Source organism: Moraxella boevrei DSM 14165 (assembly GCF_000379845.1).
Classification (GTDB): domain Bacteria; phylum Pseudomonadota; class Gammaproteobacteria; order Pseudomonadales; family Moraxellaceae; genus Faucicola; species Faucicola boevrei.
In genome coordinates, this window is sequence record NZ_KB903812.1 from 38,227 (window position 1) to 58,429 (window position 20,203).

The window sequence follows — 20,203 nt, forward strand, 5'->3', positions numbered from 1 at the left end:
CCTTTTCTCAATCCATTATTCTTCCGTTTGCTGAATTATCCAACGTAAAACAAAAGCATTTACCCAAAGGTGTTTTTTGTATAATTATAGTAACCTAGTTTGTTGAATGTTACAATAGGGAAATGAAAATATTTTTACATTTAACTGGTTTTTTAAAGCTACCTTTGCTAACTCTTAGTGCTAGTGATTGCCCATATTAAACGCTTTAGAAATATCTTGTGTGGCTTGGGTCACGCTATCAGGTGAGGAGGCATCGTGTGGTTTGGCAAACAACTCAGCATTTTCTAACGACAAAGTATAATTTAAATTCACGTCTAATTTGGGCATGGGATTTTTAAACCATTTATCATACAACTGATAAATCCCACCCGTACTGTATAAATCTAACAAGCTATTATCCACAATTCGCTTAAAATTCGCATCATTTTTTGGCAAGGTACAGGCATAGATTTCGTAACTCTTTGGCTCGCCAACAATCTGCCAATCTTGCTGATTTTTTAGATTTAGCCGATTACTTGCCAACAACACATCATCGCTAAAAATTAGCTGTGCTTTGCCCGTATTTAACGCATCTTCTAGCTGTTTGCTACTGGCAACTCGCAACGTTTTTACCGCCAACTGATTGACCGTAATATAATTTTGCAAACTACTTTCTGATGACGAATTTTCAATCACCGCAATGGTTTGATTTTTTAAATCTTTATAATCTTGAAAATGTGTATTTTTATGTGCCAAAAAACGGGGAGTAACCACAAAAAACCCAATGGAAAACGCCACTTTTTGTTGTCGAGCAACCGTATTTGTTGTCGTACTGCATTCAAAATTCACCTCACCAGTTTGCACCGCACTGATACGCTCACTCGCCTTGAGTGGCTTATACACCACGTTTAAATTTGGATTGTTTGTCGCTTTTTTGATACCATTTACGATATGATTGGCAATGTCAATAGAATAACCAATCGGTTGATTGCCTGATTTTGGCATATAGGAAAATGGTGGTTGCATATCACGATAGCCAATCACAATGGTTTGGCTACTGCGGATTTTATCAAGAGTTAAATTATTAGAAATCGTGGACTTTTGTTCGCCTGATTGTTCAAAGCTGCTGCGTTCACAGCCGAATAGCAACAGACTTACTAAAACCAAAGGGGAGATTTTAGATATATGTCTGATATTTTTATCGTCTCTTATCATGCGTTCTCGCTTACATTATCAATTTTATCCAATGGCAATTTGTAAAAAAATTAAAACCAATGATTAATCGCTTTACCGTGTCATTTTTATGGTAAAAATATTAATAAATAAAACAATACCGCTAAAATTTTGCTACTTTTACAACTTTATTCTAACATTAGTTACGTATTTATACTATCAAAAATTGCTTAATCATTAATTTTATTTAACCAAATCGTAATAATTTACAAATATAAGACATTTTTTGAAACAAAAAATTACAAAAAGCAATTATCCTAAATTTGATACCATTTATTTTTTTACGCATAATTACTTTATTTTTTGAAAAAAAACCTTACTTAAAACGTATCCATTTTTTATTTAGGAACAATTATGTCATCTAGCCAAAATTTACGCCAACGTTTTTTCATTGAAAACAGCCCTGTGCGTGGCGATTTAGTACGCCTTGCTGACAGTTATCAAGCCGTGATTGGGCAAAAAAACTATCCGATTGCATTACAAAAATTGCTCGGTGAAATGTTAGTTTCGGCAAGCTTGTTGATCGGTACGCTAAAAATTAATGGGCGTTTGTCCATTCAACTACAAAACAATAGCGAACATAGCGATAACAACTCAGACCGCTTAAATTGGGCAATGGCGGAGTGTGATAGTCATGGTTTTGTGCGTGGTTTGGCGAATTGGGTGGGCGATTGGACGACGTTAACCACTGCCAACGATGCGTTTGCCAAACTCGGTAATACTGGAGAAGGTGTCTTGTTTATTAACATTCAGCCTGACAATGCTATGGGAATGCAAGCGGAAGGTTATCAAGGCATTGTGGAGCGTGTGGCAGATAATTTGGCGGCGTGTTTGGCACATTATCAACAGCAATCGGTACAAATTCCGACTCTAATTAACCTTGCCTGTGACGGCGAGCAGGCGGGTGGAGTTTTGGTGCAACTCTTGCCCCACAGCGAAGATGAGCAAGAACACATTGACAACGATTTGTTCCCACGTTTAACCATGTTAACCAAAACATTAAAAGCGGACGAGCTGACCCAACTGCCTGCCAGAGAAATTTTGTACCGTCTGTATCATGAAGAAGACGTGGTGACCGCTGAGCCTGTGAATTTGAGTTTTGGTTGTACTTGTTCAGCAGAAAAAAGTACCTCAGCAATTTTTCAGCTTGGCAAAGAGCAAGCCCTAGCAATTGTGGATGAACAAGGTGGTGAAATCGGCTTGGATTGTGGTTTTTGTGGGCAGATTTATCGTTTTGACAAACAAGCGGTGAGTGACATTTTTGCTTAATTTTTATCAAATGTTAGCATAGAGTTTCACAATAATAAAAAATATCTTAATATTTAATTAAGATATTTTTTATTTATTTAGCATTTTTAAATATTATCTCTGTGCAAACGCTCATTCAAGTCATCGATTACTAACGACCACATTGCATCACGTCGCCATTCTTCGGTGATAAACATTTTTTGTTTTTCATTCCAAAAATCCGCTTGGTTTAACATGACGTCTTTTGGTAATTGGTGCGTTTTGACAAATTGCTCAATCGCTTCATCACTATCTTCCAAGCCTAATTGGGCAAATAATTCATGAATGGTATGTTCAACATCGCCTAGCATTATGGTTTCCTTTTCAATAAAAATAGGTTAAAAATGTGGGGTAATCAATCAATGAAAACAACCGCATTGTAACAAACCTTTGTCAACAATAGCCATAACTTTTGTGTTAAAATTTTGTGTAAATTTTAACAGCACTTTGTGAAAATGTCTTTTACCAATGGTAAAAAAGCCATTAAAAAATCCCTTTTACCGTGTGATAAAAGGGATTTTTTTGGCAAATGTTAAAAAGTGAACATTTTAACTATTCCACATTAGTTTGGTAATAAGTGACTGACTGCATCACGTTCTTCTGCCAATTCAGTTTCGGTGGCTTTCATTTTTTCAGTTGAGAACGCTGATGATACGTCAAGACCTTCAACGATTTTCCAATCACCGTCTTTACAAGTACATGGGTAAGAGTAAATCAAACCTTTTTGGATACCATATTCGCCGTTTGAGTAAACACCCATTGATATCCAGTCGCCTTCGTCTGTACCTAATGCCCATGAACGAATGTGTGCAATGGCTGCGTTGGCTGCAGAAGCTGCTGATGATGCACCACGAGCTTTAATAATCGCTGCACCACGTTGTTGTACGTTTGGAATATAAGTTTCTTCATACCAAGTGCGGTCGATTTGCTCTAGGGCAGGTTTATCTTTAACCGTGGTAAACGTCAAATCTGGGTATTGAGTTGATGAGTGGTTACCCCAGATAACCATTTTTTTGATGTCGTTTACGGTGGTTTCGGTTTCTTCAGCAAGCTGGGCCATGCCACGGTTGTGGTCTAGACGAGTCATTGCCGTGAAGTTGCGTGGGTCTAAGTCTGGGGCATTACGCTGTGCAATTAACGCATTGGTGTTGGCAGGGTTGCCGACGACTAATACTTTAACGTTACGGCTAGCATTGTCATTTAAGGCTTTACCTTGAGCTGAGAAAATGGCTGCATTGGCTTCAAGCAAGTCTTTACGTTCCATGCCCGGACCACGTGGACGAGCACCGACCAATAACGCATAGTCGGCGTCTTTGAATGCAACGTTGGCATCATCAGTTTGTACCACGCCTGCTAGTAGTGGGAATGCACAGTCTTCTAGTTCCATCACCACGCCTTTTAGGGCTTCTAGGGCTGGGGTGATTTCGAGTAATTGTAAAATGACAGGTTGGTCTTTTCCGAGCATATCTCCCGATGCAATGCGAAATAGTAATGAATAGCTGATTTGACCTGCTGCACCTGTTACAGCAACACGAACGGGTTGTTTTAATGCTGACATGGATTTCTCCTAGTTGTGGTTTTATAAAAAATTTGCCTGTTTTTAGCGATTATTTTCACATGAATAATTAGCACAAAAAATAATCGCTCAATCATCCATCACACAGGCAAGGGAGTAAAATTTGGCAAAACTAGAGTTTAGCATTTATTTGTTTTAAAATAAAGTGTTTTGCAAATTTTTTATTTGGAATAAATCGTTCCCATACGTTGTCTCAGGCGTTGAGGTTCGCCAAGTAATACACCATAATTAGCAGTATTTTCCATAACGGCTTTGATATAGCCACGCGTTTCTGGGTATGGAATACTTTCTACATATTGGTCAGCAGGCAGTGAGCCAAAGTCAGGTTGCCAAGTGCGGGCTTTACTCGCCCCTGCGTTGTAGCCTGCGGTGGCTAGTACCGCATTACCGCCTAATTGGTTAAAAATATCGCTCATGTAAAATGTGCCATAACGGATGTTGGTATCACCTGTTGCCACGTTACTCGCACTGTAGGGTTCGCCGAGTTTACGAGCGATTTCTTTGGCAGTCGCAGGCATAATTTGCATCAAACCACCTGCCCCAACGTTGGATTTTGCCCCCACATTAAAACGACTTTCTTGTCGCATGATGCCATACGCCCAAGCAGGGTCAATGCCAACTTGACGGCTATAATTCACCACGCTCGACTGACGTGGCATCGGATACGCCAATGCAATATTTGGAATGGTGCGAGTGGTTTCAATCGCAAAAATCGCACGGTCGTACCACCCCATGTCATTGGCTCGTTGTGCCGCCGCCAAAATCACACCATTATCGCCACGTTCACCTGCCTTACGCACTGCCCAATTCCATTCACGATTGGTATAAGTTGGACTTGCCGATTGGTTATACAAACTAAAGGCACGGCTAAAATGTGGGTCTTGTGCCAAACGTTGGTAGTCTTGGTTGGTCGGTGCATTGGTGGTTGGTAAACGGTCAAAACGCTGTCCCAATTGCTCTTTGGCAAGTAGTCCATAATAGTCATTTTTTTGGGCTAAATTGTTAAACATTTGCCGAGCTTGTTGTTTTTGTTGGGCATTACCTGCGTGGTGATAAGATTTTGCCAACCAATATTGCCAAATCGGTTGTTGTTGGGTTTGATAATCCATTGCCCCAATCGCTTGGCTCAAATCCGACCAACGGCTAAAACGAATGCTCGCTTGTGCATAATCTTCTGCTTCTTCAAAGTTAAACGGTTCGCCCAGACTTTTTTGCATCCAATCCACTGCTTCTATGCTAAAACCAATATCGGTATTCACATTCATGCGTGCCACGCCAAGCGTACGATAAGCATAGCGTTTGGTACGTTCATCAAAAAATTGCGGATTTTGACGCATATCATAATTTAATTGCATATTGGCGTTGTTCACCGCATCACCGCCTTGATTGGCGACTTTTGCCAAGGCAAATAGATACAAAAAGCGGTTCGTTGCATTTGGTTGTAAATTTGGCAACCTTGCAAAAAAGCGATTTGGATTATTACCAATATCTGCCAACTGAGCATAATCCAAACTCACGCCCAAGCGACTTGCCAACGGTACAATATCGCTATTGTTACCTGTACGTATCATACGGTATAGGCGTTGCACACGGTCGTCATTATTTACCATGACGTTATTGTTGAGCTGACTGGCTAATTGTCGGCAAAGTTCAGGTTGTTTTTTGTTGGTATCTAGCCACACTTTATTTTTTTCCACCAAGGCACGCATACCATCGCCCCCTGCTTGATAGCCCAAGCCAATCGCACAGCTTTCTGACGCATCGGGGTTGGTAATATAATCTGCCACCGCACGCACAGACGCATAATCGCCACTGCGGGCTTTTTCTTCGGCATAATCGGCGACCAATTTTTCTGCCATGACCGTGCCTTGATAACGTTTGACAAAATTGATAATATTATCAGGCAATTGAGCACTAAGATATTGATTTAATTGCCAATATTCTGGATACATTTCTAGGTTTGAGCCTGCCATTCGTTGTTGATATGGGTACATATCAGCACCGCTACGGCTGGCTTGCTCGGCTTCATTAAAGTAGGCATCACCTTGGGCGTTCCAGCCTTGATTTTGGTTTTGCCAATTTGGATTGGCACAGGCAGACTGCGTCAAGGTGGCAAGTACAGAAACCGCTAAAATAGAGACACTAACTTTGCTAAATGGCAATTTTGGGGCGATTGAGTTCATATCGGCGACTTCACTGTTAATTAAAAAGTTAAAAATTTAAGGATTAAAAAACAAAAAAAGCAACAAATTATACACCGCTATTTACCAAAATAAATTACTAAATTCTTAAAGAATTGTTTAAAAATGTTGCTAAAACCTCTCATTAACACAAATCGGTATAATCCACTTTTTTCGCTGATTTTAGCCAATCATCAATTAACCTTTGCTCAATTTTCCCACTCACCAAAAACTGCCCTGTTAACCACACGTTCACCGCTTCAACAGGATTTTGGGCTTTTTTTAATACCCCATTTAACAAACTTTGTGACGAAATTTTCAATAAATACAAGGCATTAGCATAATGCAACACCAAAGTTTTGCCAGCATTTTGTGAACTTTCCCCCACACTTTCTACCACAGACAAGGCAAGTGGTAACAGTAAATTCGCTTGAGTTTCGCTAATATTTGCAAAATGAGTAAAATTTTGTTGATTTCCTTGATGATGTGTAAGCGTTTGATAAGTCGCATTTTTTTCGCTAACTTTTAAAGTTCTTAACGTGTCTGATTTTTTTGCTAAAATATGTTTGTCAAAAATATGGGTTTTGTCTCGTTGAATATCATTTTTAACATTCTTATTAATTTCAATTTTTTGCGATAAATTTTTTAATTTATCTAACATATTTTGACTTAAATGCGCCAAAATATGACTTAACGGCTGAATTTTCACTTGTTGCTTACTCGGATGAATATTAACGTTTATCCAGTCGGTCGGCAACTCAAAAAACAAGGCATAACCAATTTGGTCAAAACCCGCTTGGCGAGCGACTTTTTGCAACGTTTGACTGATAGAAAAATCGGTAACTAACCGATGATTGATATAAATTAATCTGGGTAAAGTTGGTTGATTTACCCAAAAAAAACCTAAAACTTTAGCGTTTTTATCAAGATTTTCACTAAGATTTGGTAAATTAAATTCAATGTTATGGGCAAATGGTTGTAAATTTTTATTTAACGAAATTTCAAGTCGAACTAATGAATTTTGGGTGGTGGATAAGTTTAAGCGTAATTTATTTTGATGATACAGTTCAATGTTGATATTAGCAAAACTGCTGGCGATTTTTTGCACGATTTGTTCAATGTGGCTAAACTCAGTGCTAATACTTTTTAAATGATGTCGGCGAGCAGGCACGTTAAAATACAGATCTCGTACGCTGACAGTCGTGCCTTTGTCTTTGACAATTGGCTGAATATTGGCATGGCTAGCATCATTACCAGAAACTGTAAGTTGTCTTCCTATGCCTGTGTTATCAGGACTGCTACTCAACGTCAGATGCGACACGCCTGCAATGCTTGCCAAGGCTTCGCCACGAAAGCCGAGCGAGTCGATACCTGTGAGTTCGGCAACGTCCGCAATTTTACTGGTAGCATGACGAGTGACAGCGAGCAACATATCATCGGCGTGAATGCCGTGTCCGTCATCGCTGACTTGGATATGCCCCAATCCGCCTTGTTCGATATCAATGCGAATGTGGGTCGCCCCTGCGTCTATGGCATTTTCAAGCAGTTCTTTGACCACGGAAGCAGGGCGAGTTACCACTTCGCCTGCACAGATTTGGTTGATGAGTAGGGGGGATAGTTTTTTAATTCGCTGTTGCATTTGTCAAAGTTTGTTGGTTAAAATTAACTGTCTATCATCATTTTCTAAACGTTTGATTTCAATCAAAATATCAGGTTTTGGCAAAATATTCTCGGCACGGCTCGCCCACTCAATAATCACGAGCGAATTTGTCTCATCAAAATACTCAAAAAACCCAATAAAATCCAACTCTTCTGGGTCATTTAATCGGTACAAATCGGCGTGATAAACGGGCTTAATTGACTTATCAGTTTGGGCGATTTGATAGGGTTCAACAAGCGTATAAGTGGGGCTTTTGACCGCACCGTTATACCCGAGTGCTTGAAGCAAATAGCGAGTAAAAGTCGTCTTACCTGCCCCCAAGTCGCCTGACAACCAAATCGAACCTGTTGGATTGGTTTTGGCAAACTCTGTGGCAAATTTTTCGGTGTCGGTTTCGGATTTTAAAATAAGGGTTTGATTTTTCATCATTATTGGTTTACTAAAATTTGTTGGTTAAATTAAAAAGTATCTAAAAATTATGGTTATTTTACCATAATTTTCTACCAATTTTTTTAAATAAATTTGCCAAATAAAGCCTAAAATCTACCAATTACATAACGATAACCCAACTATTTGACAAAATAATGTTATAATTCGCCACTTTAACGTTGATAATAAAAATTAGGTAGCCGTATGACCGTTGCAAATCCCGCTCACCCGACTAAAAATTCCCACACAGATGGCGATGAATCATATTTTTTTGGGCTTATCATGCGTTATAGCGTATTTGGCATTGCAGTGATTACCTTAATTTTGGGTTTAATTTTACTTAAATGGTGGCTGATTGTGATTGGATTTGCCAGCGTTGGGCTTGGGATTTATGATATCAGCCAACAACGCCATGCCATTTTGCGTAATTATCCATTATCGGGGCATTTTCGCTATTTGTTTGAAAATTTTCGCCCAGAAATTCGCCAATATTTTTTGGAAGACGATCAAGTCGCTGTGCCTTTTTCTCGGCAAAAACGTGCATTGGTGTATCAACGAGCCAAAAATGTGAGTGACACCAGTGCGTTTGGTACGTTGGAAGACCTGTATGCTAGTGGTAAGGAGTGGTTTTTACAGTCGATGGGGTCTTATCCACTAAAAGAGACCAATTTTAAAATCCATGTCGGCAATGAAAAATGCAAACAACCTTATGATTTATCAGTATTTAATGTTTCAGCCATGAGTTTTGGCAGTCTGTCGGCAGCAGCCGTGGAGGCATTAAATAAGGGGGCAAAAATGGGCGGTTTTGCTCACGATACAGGCGAAGGAGCGATTAGTCCGTATCATAAAATTCATGGCGGTGATTTAATTTGGGAGCTTGGCACAGGTTATTTTGGTTGTCGTAATCATGATGGCACGTTTAGCCCAGAAAAATTTGCCGAACGAGCCAAAGACCCACAAGTCAAGATGATTGAAATCAAGCTATCACAAGGGGCAAAACCCGGTAAAGGTGGGGTGTTACCCAAAGAAAAAATCACTGAAGAAATCGCCAAAACCCGTGATATTCCGATGGATGTGGACTGTATCTCGCCTGCATCACATTCAGCATTTAATACACCACGAGAACTTGTGAAATTTTGGCAACAACTGCGTGAATTATCAGGCGGAAAACCCGTTGGTTTTAAACTGTGCATTGGTCAGCCGTGGCAGTTTATGGCGATTGTCAAAGCAATGATAGATGAGAACGATTATCCTGATTTTATCGTGGTGGACGGTGCGGAAGGCGGTACTGGGGCAGCTCCTGTTGAGTTTATGGATAATGTGGGTATGCCATTATTGGACGGATTTTTGTTTGTGCATAATACACTTGTGGGAGCAAAAATCCGTGATAAAATCAAAATCGGCGTCAGTGGTAAGCTCATCACCGCTTTTGACATTGCCAGAATCTTATCACTGGGAGCAGATTTTTGTAATTCGGCTCGTGGCTTCATGTTTGCGGTGGGTTGTATTCAATCTCGTTCGTGTCATACCAACAAATGCCCAACAGGGGTTGCAACGCAAGATCCTTACCGCCAAAAGGCACTATACGTCCCTGATAAGGCTGAACGTGTGTATAATTTTCATAAAAATACCCTTAAAGCCCTATCAGGAATTTTGGGGGCAGTGGGCGTATCGCATCCCAACGATTTAAAGCCATATCATATTGCAAGGCGACTTGAAAACGGTCAAATCAAGCTGTTATCACAATATTATTATTTTACCTTTGAAGGGGTTTTGTTGGATTTAACCGCTCGCTCGGACATTTACAATCGTATGTGGATTATGGCAAATGCGGATAATTTTAATGCTGACTATGAAAGCCTTGTGGCGTATAATGCCGAAATTGCCAAAAAATTTCCTGACATTTTACAGCAATCTGAACGTGAAAATAATTTTCATCATCGAGACAAAAATCCGCAAAAAATTGATATCGTGGATTTAAATGCCAGTTATTACAGTTATCATGACGACCCGCAGTAAGCGTTTTTTATAGGTAAAACCATGAATCAGTATACCCTACCACCCAGAGCCTTGATTATTTTTGGTTTTGCGATTATGGCATTGTTCGCCAGCTTTTATTATTTATTACAGGTTTGGTTAATCATTTTTGGCTCAGTGTTATTTGCCGTTTTTTTGTCGGGTTTGGCTGATTATGCCAGACAAATCCCCAAAATTGGCAAAAAATTAGAAAAAGTTTCCCAACCTTTGTTAATTGGTATTATCACTTTTTTATTGTTCACAGTGATATGTACTTTTTTAGCGAATTTTGGTACCGATTTGGTTAATCAGTTTTCCGATATTAAAAAAATGATACCCACTGCGATTACCACCATTGATGAATATTTGCAAGGTTATCCTGTTTTGTATAAGTGGCTTACTAGCCGTGATTGGTTTATCCAAATTCAACAAAATCCGCACGCCTTTTTTTCGCAGTATAGCCAAGAAGCGGTGAATACCCTACCCATGCTGTTAAGCAAGTTTATGAGTGGGGTGGGTACATTTTTGATAATTTTGTTATTGGGATTATTTTTGGTATTAAATCCTAAACTGTATCAGCAAAGTTTTATCGCACTCATTCCTAAAGCTCACCGAGACAAGGCAAAATATCTCTTAGAACGCAGTTATGAAGCATTAAAACAATGGCTCGTTGGTCAGATGGTTGTCATGTCTTTTGTTGGGGTGAGTACCGCTGTTGCTTTGTGGTTTATGGACGTGCCATTTGCGTTAGCACTGGGCGTGATTGCGTTTATTGCAGATTTTATCCCTGTGCTAGGTCCTTGGCTTGCAGCGATACCGATTGTATTGGTAGCTTTGATTGTTACCCCAAAGATGCTGCTTTGGGTGATAGTGATGATTGTGGTTGTACAACAGATTGAAAGCTATGTTGTTTCGCCACTGGTTCAGCAACGCTTGGTAGATTTACCACCTGTTGCCTTATTACTATCACAAATTATCATGGGGTCATTGACAGGCATTTTAGGCATTGCCTTGGCAACACCGATTATGGTAATTGTGATTGTTTGGACACAAGTGTTGTATATCAAGTTTATTTTGGGCGATGATGAGATTAAAATCATGGGGCAAACCGATGAAGATTTTTTAAAAGATAGATATCGCCCTGCTGAATAATTCATAAAAAAAGGGACGTTTTATTAGCTACAAAACGTCCACTTCATTTAAACAATCAAACTTCAACTTGTTTTACCACTTCTGGATTGACAAATTTTTCACCATTGATGAGTTTATCATACATCTTTGGGTCATGCCATTCGGCTTTGACTTGTTCGCTAAAGGCAAAATCGGTTAATTTTAACTCGCCCATTTGTACATTATTCACATCATCAGCAAAACATTGGGCGTAGCCTGTGGCGGTTTCGTGGACAATCACCGAATACACTTTGACATCGGTTTCACCATTTTGCATTTGGGTCTGTTGTAAAATTTCTCTTGCCCAAAAGAAAATCACTCGGCTAAACTGCTCGGCTGACGGCGAAACAGGTAACGACACCCAACGACTGCTAAATTTTTTGCAAGCGTCAATATACTCGCTATCATCTTTATCCCAAAAACAAATGGCATGGTCAAAACTGTCAATCATATCCTTAATGGACGATTTTAATAAGCCAAAATCATACACCATTTGTCCATTGTCAAGGCGGTGGGCTTCAAGCAACAACTCAACTTGATAACTGTGTCCGTGAATAGAATATTTACAACGGTCAGAGCTACAATTCCGCACGATATGAGCATTTTCAAATTTAAAAAGTTTTCGGATACGCATTTTTCTACTTCATTATAAAAATTGTTTTTGTAGGCTCGGATTTATCCCACCCTACTGGTAAATTTCAGCTATTATAAAGCCTTTTACCAAAATCAGCCATTTTTTTGGCAACTTTTTTTATCAATTTTACTTTGAGTTTTTTTAAAGTCTAAATTTTTATGCTAAAATGCCAAAATTGACAACAAATTTTGGGGAAAGCATGATTAAAGTGTTGGTGGTAGATGACCATGATTTAGTGAGAATGGGGATTACCCGTATGCTAGCTGATAGCCCTGACATACAGGTGATTGCTGATGCCGATAATGGTGAAACCGCTATTTTGTTGGCAAAAAACCAACAACCTGACGTGGTATTGTTGGACGTCAATATGCCAAATATGGACGGCTTGGAGGTGACCAAACGTCTGATGCAGATTGACAAAAACAGCAAAATTTTGGCAGTAAGTTCACTCGCCAGCCAGCCTTATCCCGCCATGCTCATAAAAGCAGGGGTAACGGGCTATATTACCAAAGGCACACCGCTTGACGAGATGATAAAGGCCATCAAAAAAGTCGCACAAGGCGGGCGTTATTTTAGTGCAGATGTGGCAGAGCAACTTGCCGATATGCTCACCGCTGAAAAAAGTGAAAATCCGTTTGATTTGTTAAGCGAACGTGAAATGCAAGTCGCCATGATGGTAGTGAATTGTCAAAGTCCACAACAAATCGCCGACCAGTTATTTGTCAGTGTCAAAACAGTAAACACTTACCGTTATCGCATTTTTGAAAAACTCAACCTTGATAGCGATGTGAAGCTCACCCACCTTGCCATGCGACATGGATTAATAAAACCTTAATCTACACTAAAATAAAAGTGAAAAAAAATGATTACCAATCCGATTTTTTTGTCTATTTTTAACAATGAACTGCAAAAGAATAAAACCAAACGCCTTGGTATGATTTATAATTTTTATCGGATAATTATTGCGGTATTTTTTACCCTAAATTTTATCGTGGCAATGCAAAAAAGCAGTGAAAATTTGTTAGTTTTAATGAATTTATTGCCGACTTTTGGTTATTTGTTGTTTGCGATTGCGGTGTTGGTGGTTTATTATTATTATCCACGCAATTTGTTATTAATGTTTAGCCTTACCGTGGATATCATCACGTTGGCGATGATATTGTATTTTAGTGGTGGCTCGGATTTGCAGATTATATTATTATTTTTTGTGCAAGTTGCATCATCGTTTATGCTAGTACGCAGTCATCAAGCCACGTTACTCACGCTTTTTGCCATTAGTTTAGTGTTATATCAGCAATTTTATCAGCCATTAAAAGGCGATATTAGCTATACCATGTTTAATGAATTTGGCTTAATGACCGCAAGTTTTATCATCGTGGCGTATTTGAGCCATAGTTTGTCAAAGCGGGTCAAACAAATCGAAGCTCTGTCGGAACGTCAAGTGACAGAGATGAATGCGGTCAACAGTATTAATAAAAAAATCGTGCAAATCATTGAACAAGGTGTCATGGTACTGTCACATGATTTAGAAGTGTTAATCGCCAATGATAAGGTGGTTGAGCAGTTAAATCTGCCAACACAAATTGAAAATTTTTGTTTGGCTAATATTAAGCCAGAGCTTGCCGATTTAATCCAACCTTATATCAAACAAAGCCAAGAAACCCTAATTTTTCGCCAACATAAAGCCAACACCAACAAAAATATACAAATTTTTACCGATTATCGTTTACGCATTACTCAGTTAGATGAAAATTTGGCGTTGATTTTGGTGGAAGATTTACGCCGTGAACGAGCCCACGCCCAACAGCTCAAACTGGCATCACTTGGGCAATTAACCGCGAGCATCGCCCATGAAATCCGAAATCCACTCACCACTATTAGCCAAGCAAGCCAAATGCTCAAAGAAGATGCCCAACAGCCCAACTCATCGCTTAACAGCGAAGATATCGAGCTATACGACATGATTTTTAAACAAACCGTACGTGTCAATCAAATTATCGAAGACGTGCTAAAACTCTCTCGCCAACAAAAACCCCACCAAATTTATCTTGAACCAAAAACATGGTTACCTACTTTTATTCATGATAATTTTAAAGACCATGATGTGTTTTTGCATTGCGATACTGATAGCGGACTTTTGTTTGATAGCTATCAACTTGAACAAGTGTTGACGAATCTAATTAAAAACGGCTTGCGTTTTAGTAGCAAATCCCACCCACACGCCTTTGTTAACCTTGATGTCTATGATACGGGCAAATTTATTCACATTGATGTCATTGACACAGGGTCAGGTGTCCCTGAACATCATATTCAAGATTTATTTAACCCATTTTTTACCACCGACAATGACGGTACAGGGCTTGGGTTGTACTTATCACAAGCATTTTGTCAAGCCAATCATGCCGATTTGAAATATGTGGTAGAGCATGAACACACTTGTTTTAGAATTATTTGTGATAAAAAATTTATGCGTTCAGCGTTTGATTAATACCGTTTATCCGTCATGAACTCATTGATAACATAACATAAAGTCAACAATAAATGTTTTGTAATCTATCAAAAAAATTGCTATATTCATTCCGCTTTGTGAAATAAGCATTTAATATATGCGTTAAATCCCAATCATTACTCATATCACTTTTGAGGATACCTTATGAAAAGTAATCAAGTATTAGAAATTCTTAAGAAAAAATACGCCCATGAACCTGAATTTATCCAAGCGGTTGAAGAGTTATTAGAAGATATCGCCGACGTGTACGACAATCATGATAAATACCAAGCCGTTGATGTGCTAAGCCGTATTACCGAGCCTGACCGTATGTTTAGTTTTCGTATAAACTGGGAAGATGACAGCGGTAACGTACAAGTAAACCGTGGCTGGCGTGTACAATTTAACAATGCGTTAGGACCTTATAAAGGCGGTCTACGTTTTCACCCAACCGTCAATCCGTCAGTGTTAAAATTTTTGGGTTTTGAACAAATTTTTAAAAATGCGTTAACCGGCTTGCCAATGGGTGGTGCCAAAGGTGGCTCTGACTTTGACCCAAAAGGTAAATCTGACAACGAAATTCGCCGTTTTTGCTATGCGTTTATCCGTGAATTAGCACCGTTTATCGGAGCAGATATGGACGTGCCTGCAGGTGATATTGGTGTGGGCGGACGTGAAGTGAACTATATGTTTGCCATGTACAAAAACATGACCCGTGAATGGACAGGCGTGTTAACAGGTAAAGGTGTGGGACATGGCGGTAGTCTTATCCGTACTGAAGCGACAGGTTACGGCTTGGTGTATTTCCTTGACAACATGCTACAAACCGCCAACGACAGTTTAGCAGGCAAAACCGTGCTTATCTCTGGGGCAGGTAACGTGGCAACTTATGCCGCCAAAAAAGTAACTGAACTTGGCGGAAAAGTCATCACCTTATCAGACTCACTCGGTACACTGCATGACGAAAACGGCTTGACCCAAGAAAAAATTGACTGGGTTATCCAACAAAAAGCCCAACGCAAGCCATTAAAAGCGTATGTAAACGTTTTTGGCGGTGAATGGATTGAAGGCTCACGCCCTTGGCACATCAAAGCGGATATCGCACTACCCTGTGCCACCCAAAACGAAATCAACGGCGATGATGCAAAAAACTTGGTGAAAAATGGTGTACAATATGTCGCTGAAGGGGCAAATATGCCAAGCGATGCCGATGCGATTACCGAATTTCAAAAAAATGGCGTCAACTACGCCCCTGGTAAAGCATCAAATGCAGGTGGCGTGGCCGTTTCTGGCTTGGAAATGTCGCAAAACTCGGTACGTCAATATGGCACATTTGAACAACTTGACCGCCAATTACAAGACATTATGAAAAATATTCATGAAGCCTGTGTGCAATATGGTAAAACAGCTGATGGTAAAATTGACTACAAAAAAGGTGCGAATATCGCAGGCTTTAGCCGTGTTGCCGATGCGTTGGTAAATTATGGTATTTTATAATTTTTTATAATCACCATCGCAAAAACCGCTTGCTTATTGTTATCAAGCTAACCTTTAATCTGTTATCTTAGGTTTAAGGTTGGTTTATAATTAAGAAATCTTTGTTTTTGCTTTATAAAACCTGTTAAAATAAAAACCGATAATTGTCAATCAATTATCGGTTTTTTATTATTAGCTTTATCAACTTAAATTAAGTAAAACGACGCATACTCAAATTTGCAATGATATTTTCCGCATCTTGCCAACGGGTTTTTGAATCTGGAGCTCCAAGCAATACCACGATTGACGGACGACCATTTACCGTGGTTTCAAACATCACGCAGTTGCCTGCTTCACGGATAAAACCTGTTTTTGAAAAACCAATATTATACAAACCATCACGCACCATATAATTGGTACTGCGTGCCGCAATACTACGAAAACCTGATGCCGTATTATTGACATAAAACTCACGATTTGGTGTGGTGCTAAACTGGCTAATCAAGTTATGTTTGTAAGCATGACGTGCCAAAATCGCCAAATCACGTGGCGATGAAACGTTACGGGCATCTAACCCTGACGGGTCATAAAACACGGTCTGAGTCATACCAAGTTCACGAGCTTTTTGGTTCATTTTGTACATAAAACCATCATAACCCGATGGGTCAGTACGGGCTAAAGCCTTTGCTGCAGGGTTTTCTGACTTCATCAGCATCATCAGTAGCATTTCAGCACGGTTAAGTTGATCGCCGACTTTTAAGCGGTCGCTACCTGATTTTTTTGGGGTTTTAAAATCAAGCGAGTCAATGGTCAACATATCATTCATGTTTGCACCCGACTCAGACACCACAAGGGCGGTCATCACTTTGCTAATTGATGCGATTGGGCGAGCGACATCGGCATTTTTTTCATAAATGACTTGCCCTGTTAACGCATCTAGCACCAACGCCCCTTTTGAGCTAGCGTAGTAGCTACTTGGATTGTTCCAATTGGTATTGCCTGAATTGGCAGACCAGTTGTATTGATTGGTTGTGCTTGGTTGATTGGTAATGGTTTGGACGGTGCGGGTGGTGGTTGTGGTTGACAAACTGCTGTTATTGTACATCACGGCTTTGGCTTTATCTAGGCTATCTTGTCCGCCCCAACTGATTTTTGCCTGACCTGATTGTAATGCCAATTCCGCATGGCTTGACACGCTGACACCTAGCAAACTGCCAACCACAATACTTAACCCCAATGTCTTTTTTAACAATGCCTTCATAATTCAACTCACCTTTGCTAACTTATTGGTAAAATTTTTTTGACAAAATCAAAACAAGTTGATAGCTCTTTATCAACTGCTGAATTTACTTTGCCAGTACTTGACCAAATGCACCAAATTTTTGCTAAATTCAGCCAACATTTGGGATTATGCATGATTTATTTCATCAAACTTATTTACCGACAATTGTGCAACACTAGCGTTTGATAAAATATAAGAACGCATAATTCTACATTTTTTATTGTAGCGAGAGTGATTTAACAAATCAACAACAAAAGTGATAAATGGTTAAGTTTGTACAAAATCAAGTAGCATTGTTACAATCTCTTAAGATATCTGTTTTAGCTTTAATCTATTTTTTATACCCATTTTTTATCCTTAAAACAGCCTGATGTAAGCCGTTACTATTTCTATTCAATCTATTTTGGGTTATAATAAAATAAATTTTTAAAAATTCTTTGTTGTATGTGGTGTTTCTGACTACTTATTTTTAAATCCAACAGACGAAAGGTGTTTTATGCAATTTTCATTTTCACGTTTAGCAGGGGCGATGCTCGCTGTCAGTAGTTTATGGTTAGTGGCTTGCAATAAAGCTGAAGAAACCAAAACAGAAGCTACAACTGCCCTGTGCCAGCAAGCAATCCAACTACTACACCAGTATCTGCCGACCCAAATGCTGAAAGTATCGTGGTAGCAACCGATGCGAGTTATCCACCCTATGAGTTCAAGAATGAAAAGGGGGCGATTGTTGGTTTTGATGTGGATTTGATGAATGCAGTTGCTCAAAGAGCAGGTATTAATATTACCGTTATCTCAAAATCATTTGAAAACATTTTGGCAGGTGTGAATACAGACGCTCATGATGTAGGGATGTCTACCATTGCACGAAACCCTGAGCGAGAAAACGCTTATGAACTATCAGCTACCTATGCTTATGGCAAAGATGTCATTGTAACAACACCTGACAACACCAGCATTAAAACCTTTGATGATCTAAAAAATGTCAAAGTGGCAACAGAAACTGACACTTTTTCAGCAGAAGATTTAACAAAACTACAAGGTGAAAATAATCCAAACTTAGTACTGACAAAAACCAATTATTTGGCATTACAGCAACTGGCACAAGGCAAAGTAGATGCCGTACTTGCTGAACAGGGCGTCATGCAATATCATTTAAAATCAATTGGCAATAAAAAATTCCGCTTTACAGGCGAAGGGAATTATTTTGTGCCTTATGAGATGGTTTGGCTTGCCAAAAAAGGCAACAAAACCTTGATTGAAAAACTCAATAAAGGCTTGGCTGAAGTGGTTGCAGATGGTACTTATGCCAAAATTTACGAACAATGGTTCGGCGTTGCACCAACGCCAGAACAATTACCAAAAGTTGGAGTACCTACCTCAGCGAGTGCGGTGCAATAATTATGACACAGCTTAAAAATAATTCAAAAAAGTTACTTAACATAAGTTGGGTTTTACCCAGCTTATTTTTTTTCCAATCGGTAAAGCCCGTGCAAATTTGCCAATAATATAGAAACAATCACACCGCCAATACACAAGAACACCACATATAACGCAGGGGCTAAGCTAAGCTTTGTCACCATAAATGTCAGCAAAATCGGCGTTAATACCCCCGTCCCTGCATACGCCAAATTATACGCCAACGCCGTGCCTGAACAGCGGACTTTGGTCGGAAATAGACCCACGCAAAGGCTTGGCACAACCCCAATCACCCCGACAAAAAAGCCAAATATCACATAATACAGCAATATAAAATCGCCCATTTGTGCCAAATGATAAAAAAACAACACGCTCGTAACAGTCAATAACATACAGCCAATGCCAAAGACTTTACCCGAATTAAAGCGGTCTGACAAATAACCGAACATTACCGCCCCAATGCTTGCAAACAAAATCGCCAAGCCATTGGCAATCATAATCTCACTAGTTGATGCGTCAAAATACTCCACCGCCAAACTTGGCAACAGTAAAAATACAATCAAATATATACTGGCACTAAACCACGACAACACAAAGGTAATCATCAGTCCATAGCGGTATTTTTTGAGCACTTTTAACACAGGCAATTTTGGTAACAACTCATCATTGTTTTTGGCGACTAGCCATAACGGTGTTTCGGTCAAACGATAACTTAAAAAAATCGTTACCAGTGAGCCGACCGAACCTAGAATAAACGGTATTCGCCAACCAAAATTTTGCATTTGTTCAAGGGTTAAGACTTCTGATAAAACTACCGAACTCACACTCGCGAGTAAGGCCGATGCCACCAACATCGCAATCATCAACCCACTCGCTAGCCCCGTTTGCCAACGCGGTACTTGCTCCATTATATACACCCATGAAATCGGCACTTCTGAACCAATGCCAATTCCTTGCAATAACCGCACCAACAAAAACAGCCCAATCGCCCAAATGCCAATCATCTCATAAGTCGGCATCAGCCCAATTATTAGCGTGGAAAATGTCATGGTAAACAGGCTATACAACATCACTTTTTTGCGACCAAATCTATCGGCAATATCCGCTAATATCAACCCGCCTAACGGACGTGATATATAGCCTACCACCAACAGTCCCAAAAAACCCAGATTTTTTAAATTACTATCTAAATCTTTGGGGAAAAAAGCATTAATAATCGCATCATAAAAGAAAAAATACACAATAAAATTAAAACAAGTAAAAAATCCTGCCCAAGCCACCAAGGCAATCAGTTGGCGTTCTTGCGTGTTTAGCACTCGCAATTCTTCATTATTGATTTGGGAAAAAAACGGCATAACTTTTTGCACCAATTATTTT

The 20,203-nt window shown here is 39.5% G+C and carries 17 protein-coding genes; 8 read left to right on the forward strand and 9 right to left on the reverse strand.

Translation table 11 applies throughout. The features are described from left to right. Positions 1-180: 180 nt before the first annotated feature. Complete coding sequence (locus tag A3G3_RS0112475; RefSeq protein ID WP_026213047.1) at positions 181-1,194, reverse strand: amino acid ABC transporter substrate-binding protein; 1,014 nt, start codon at positions 1,192-1,194, stop codon at positions 181-183. 372 nt (positions 1,195-1,566) lie between these two features. Here A3G3_RS0112475 and hslO point away from each other — a divergent pair, with 372 nt between their 5' ends. After that, the gene (hslO, locus tag A3G3_RS0112480) at positions 1,567-2,481 is read left to right on the forward strand and encodes an Hsp33 family molecular chaperone HslO (RefSeq protein ID WP_019520861.1); all 915 of its coding nucleotides are present in this window, start codon (positions 1,567-1,569) and stop codon (positions 2,479-2,481) included. An 86-nt stretch (positions 2,482-2,567) separates the two neighbouring features. Here the strand turns inward: hslO and A3G3_RS0112485 are convergent, their stop codons facing one another. The 5 genes from A3G3_RS0112485 to tsaE form a co-directional block, all read right to left on the reverse strand. Beyond that, a complete protein-coding gene (locus tag A3G3_RS0112485; RefSeq protein ID WP_019520862.1) occupies positions 2,568-2,810 on the reverse strand; it encodes a DUF2789 family protein in 243 nt (80 codons plus the stop codon). 251 nt (positions 2,811-3,061) lie between these two features. Continuing rightward, on the reverse strand, positions 3,062-4,057 hold the full coding sequence (locus A3G3_RS0112490) for a malate dehydrogenase (RefSeq protein ID WP_019520863.1): 996 nt from the start codon (positions 4,055-4,057) through the stop codon (positions 3,062-3,064). Positions 4,058-4,236: 179 nt separating this feature from the next. Beyond that, complete coding sequence (locus A3G3_RS0112495; RefSeq protein WP_019520864.1) at positions 4,237-6,258, reverse strand: lytic transglycosylase domain-containing protein; 2,022 nt, start codon at positions 6,256-6,258, stop codon at positions 4,237-4,239. 142 nt (positions 6,259-6,400) lie between these two features. Further along, on the reverse strand, positions 6,401-7,894 hold the full coding sequence (gene mutL, locus A3G3_RS13815) for a DNA mismatch repair endonuclease MutL (RefSeq protein WP_019520865.1): 1,494 nt from the start codon (positions 7,892-7,894) through the stop codon (positions 6,401-6,403). 3 nt (positions 7,895-7,897) lie between these two features. Then, a complete protein-coding gene (tsaE, locus tag A3G3_RS0112505) occupies positions 7,898-8,341 on the reverse strand; it encodes a tRNA (adenosine(37)-N6)-threonylcarbamoyltransferase complex ATPase subunit type 1 TsaE (protein ID WP_019520866.1) in 444 nt (147 codons plus the stop codon). A 207-nt stretch (positions 8,342-8,548) separates the two neighbouring features. Here tsaE and A3G3_RS13820 point away from each other — a divergent pair, with 207 nt between their 5' ends. Together A3G3_RS13820 and A3G3_RS0112515 are read left to right on the forward strand one after the other, a co-directional pair. Beyond that, positions 8,549-10,363 (forward strand): FMN-binding glutamate synthase family protein, encoded by a 1,815-nt coding sequence (locus A3G3_RS13820; RefSeq protein ID WP_019520867.1) that lies wholly within the window; start codon positions 8,549-8,551, stop codon positions 10,361-10,363. A 21-nt stretch (positions 10,364-10,384) separates the two neighbouring features. Next, positions 10,385-11,512, forward strand: a complete 1,128-nt coding sequence (locus tag A3G3_RS0112515) for an AI-2E family transporter (RefSeq protein ID WP_019520868.1) — start codon at positions 10,385-10,387, stop codon at positions 11,510-11,512. Between the two features lie 55 nt (positions 11,513-11,567). Here A3G3_RS0112515 and A3G3_RS0112520 read toward each other — a convergent pair whose 3' ends face one another. After that, positions 11,568-12,164, reverse strand: coding sequence for a 6-pyruvoyl trahydropterin synthase family protein (locus A3G3_RS0112520; protein WP_019520869.1), 597 nt, complete (start codon positions 12,162-12,164; stop codon positions 11,568-11,570). 199 nt (positions 12,165-12,363) lie between these two features. Between A3G3_RS0112520 and A3G3_RS0112525 the strand changes: the two genes are divergently transcribed. The 3 genes from A3G3_RS0112525 to gdhA all read left to right on the forward strand — a co-directional run bounded on the left by A3G3_RS0112525 (position 12,364) and on the right by gdhA (position 16,149). Next, positions 12,364-12,999, forward strand: a complete 636-nt coding sequence (locus A3G3_RS0112525) for a response regulator (RefSeq protein ID WP_026213048.1) — start codon at positions 12,364-12,366, stop codon at positions 12,997-12,999. Between the two features lie 27 nt (positions 13,000-13,026). Beyond that, positions 13,027-14,652, forward strand: a complete 1,626-nt coding sequence (locus tag A3G3_RS0112530) for a sensor histidine kinase (RefSeq protein ID WP_019520871.1) — start codon at positions 13,027-13,029, stop codon at positions 14,650-14,652. A 165-nt stretch (positions 14,653-14,817) separates the two neighbouring features. Continuing rightward, entirely contained in the window at positions 14,818-16,149 is a 1,332-nt protein-coding gene (gdhA, locus tag A3G3_RS0112535) for an NADP-specific glutamate dehydrogenase (protein ID WP_019520872.1), read from the forward strand. 190 nt (positions 16,150-16,339) lie between these two features. Here gdhA and A3G3_RS0112540 read toward each other — a convergent pair whose 3' ends face one another. After that, positions 16,340-17,389 carry a D-alanyl-D-alanine carboxypeptidase family protein gene (locus A3G3_RS0112540; RefSeq protein WP_019520873.1) on the reverse strand — a complete coding sequence of 350 codons (1,050 nt, stop codon included), beginning with the start codon at positions 17,387-17,389 and terminating at the stop codon, positions 16,340-16,342. A 517-nt stretch (positions 17,390-17,906) separates the two neighbouring features. Here A3G3_RS0112540 and A3G3_RS14570 point away from each other — a divergent pair. Further along, on the forward strand, positions 17,907-18,083 hold the full coding sequence (locus tag A3G3_RS14570) for a hypothetical protein (RefSeq protein WP_019520875.1): 177 nt from the start codon (positions 17,907-17,909) through the stop codon (positions 18,081-18,083). Then, positions 18,017-18,808: a substrate-binding periplasmic protein gene (locus A3G3_RS0112550; RefSeq protein ID WP_026213049.1), complete on the forward strand. Its 792-nt coding sequence runs from the start codon at positions 18,017-18,019 to the stop codon at positions 18,806-18,808. Before A3G3_RS14570 ends, A3G3_RS0112550 begins: the two co-directional genes overlap by 67 nt. Before the next feature lie 62 nt (positions 18,809-18,870). On the opposite strand, the gene A3G3_RS0112555 is transcribed toward A3G3_RS0112550, so the two are convergent. Then, positions 18,871-20,181, reverse strand: a complete 1,311-nt coding sequence (locus tag A3G3_RS0112555; RefSeq protein WP_019520877.1) for an MFS transporter — start codon at positions 20,179-20,181, stop codon at positions 18,871-18,873. Positions 20,182-20,203 lie beyond the last annotated feature (22 nt).

What these genes read in the sequence shown, in the direction of transcription:
- A3G3_RS0112475 (WP_026213047.1), bottom strand. Translation starts at nt 1,194, where the DNA reads ATGATAAGAGACGATAAAAATATCAGACATATATCTAAAATCTCCCCT.
- A3G3_RS0112495 (WP_019520864.1), bottom strand. Translation starts at nt 6,258, where the DNA reads ATGAACTCAATCGCCCCAAAATTGCCATTTAGCAAAGTTAGTGTCTCT.
- tsaE (WP_019520866.1), bottom strand. Translation starts at nt 8,341, where the DNA reads ATGAAAAATCAAACCCTTATTTTAAAATCCGAAACCGACACCGAAAAA.
- A3G3_RS0112555 (WP_019520877.1), bottom strand. Translation starts at nt 20,181, where the DNA reads ATGCCGTTTTTTTCCCAAATCAATAATGAAGAATTGCGAGTGCTAAAC.
- A3G3_RS0112525 (WP_026213048.1), top strand. Translation starts at nt 12,364, where the DNA reads ATGATTAAAGTGTTGGTGGTAGATGACCATGATTTAGTGAGAATGGGG.
- A3G3_RS0112530 (WP_019520871.1), top strand. Translation starts at nt 13,027, where the DNA reads ATGATTACCAATCCGATTTTTTTGTCTATTTTTAACAATGAACTGCAA.
- A3G3_RS0112540 (WP_019520873.1), bottom strand. Translation starts at nt 17,389, where the DNA reads ATGAAGGCATTGTTAAAAAAGACATTGGGGTTAAGTATTGTGGTTGGC.
- A3G3_RS0112520 (WP_019520869.1), bottom strand. Translation starts at nt 12,164, where the DNA reads ATGCGTATCCGAAAACTTTTTAAATTTGAAAATGCTCATATCGTGCGG.
- A3G3_RS0112485 (WP_019520862.1), bottom strand. Translation starts at nt 2,810, where the DNA reads ATGCTAGGCGATGTTGAACATACCATTCATGAATTATTTGCCCAATTA.
- gdhA (WP_019520872.1), top strand. Translation starts at nt 14,818, where the DNA reads ATGAAAAGTAATCAAGTATTAGAAATTCTTAAGAAAAAATACGCCCAT.
- mutL (WP_019520865.1), bottom strand. Translation starts at nt 7,894, where the DNA reads ATGCAACAGCGAATTAAAAAACTATCCCCCCTACTCATCAACCAAATC.
- A3G3_RS0112515 (WP_019520868.1), top strand. Translation starts at nt 10,385, where the DNA reads ATGAATCAGTATACCCTACCACCCAGAGCCTTGATTATTTTTGGTTTT.
- A3G3_RS13820 (WP_019520867.1), top strand. Translation starts at nt 8,549, where the DNA reads ATGACCGTTGCAAATCCCGCTCACCCGACTAAAAATTCCCACACAGAT.
- A3G3_RS0112490 (WP_019520863.1), bottom strand. Translation starts at nt 4,057, where the DNA reads ATGTCAGCATTAAAACAACCCGTTCGTGTTGCTGTAACAGGTGCAGCA.
- hslO (WP_019520861.1), top strand. Translation starts at nt 1,567, where the DNA reads ATGTCATCTAGCCAAAATTTACGCCAACGTTTTTTCATTGAAAACAGC.
- A3G3_RS14570 (WP_019520875.1), top strand. Translation starts at nt 17,907, where the DNA reads ATGCAATTTTCATTTTCACGTTTAGCAGGGGCGATGCTCGCTGTCAGT.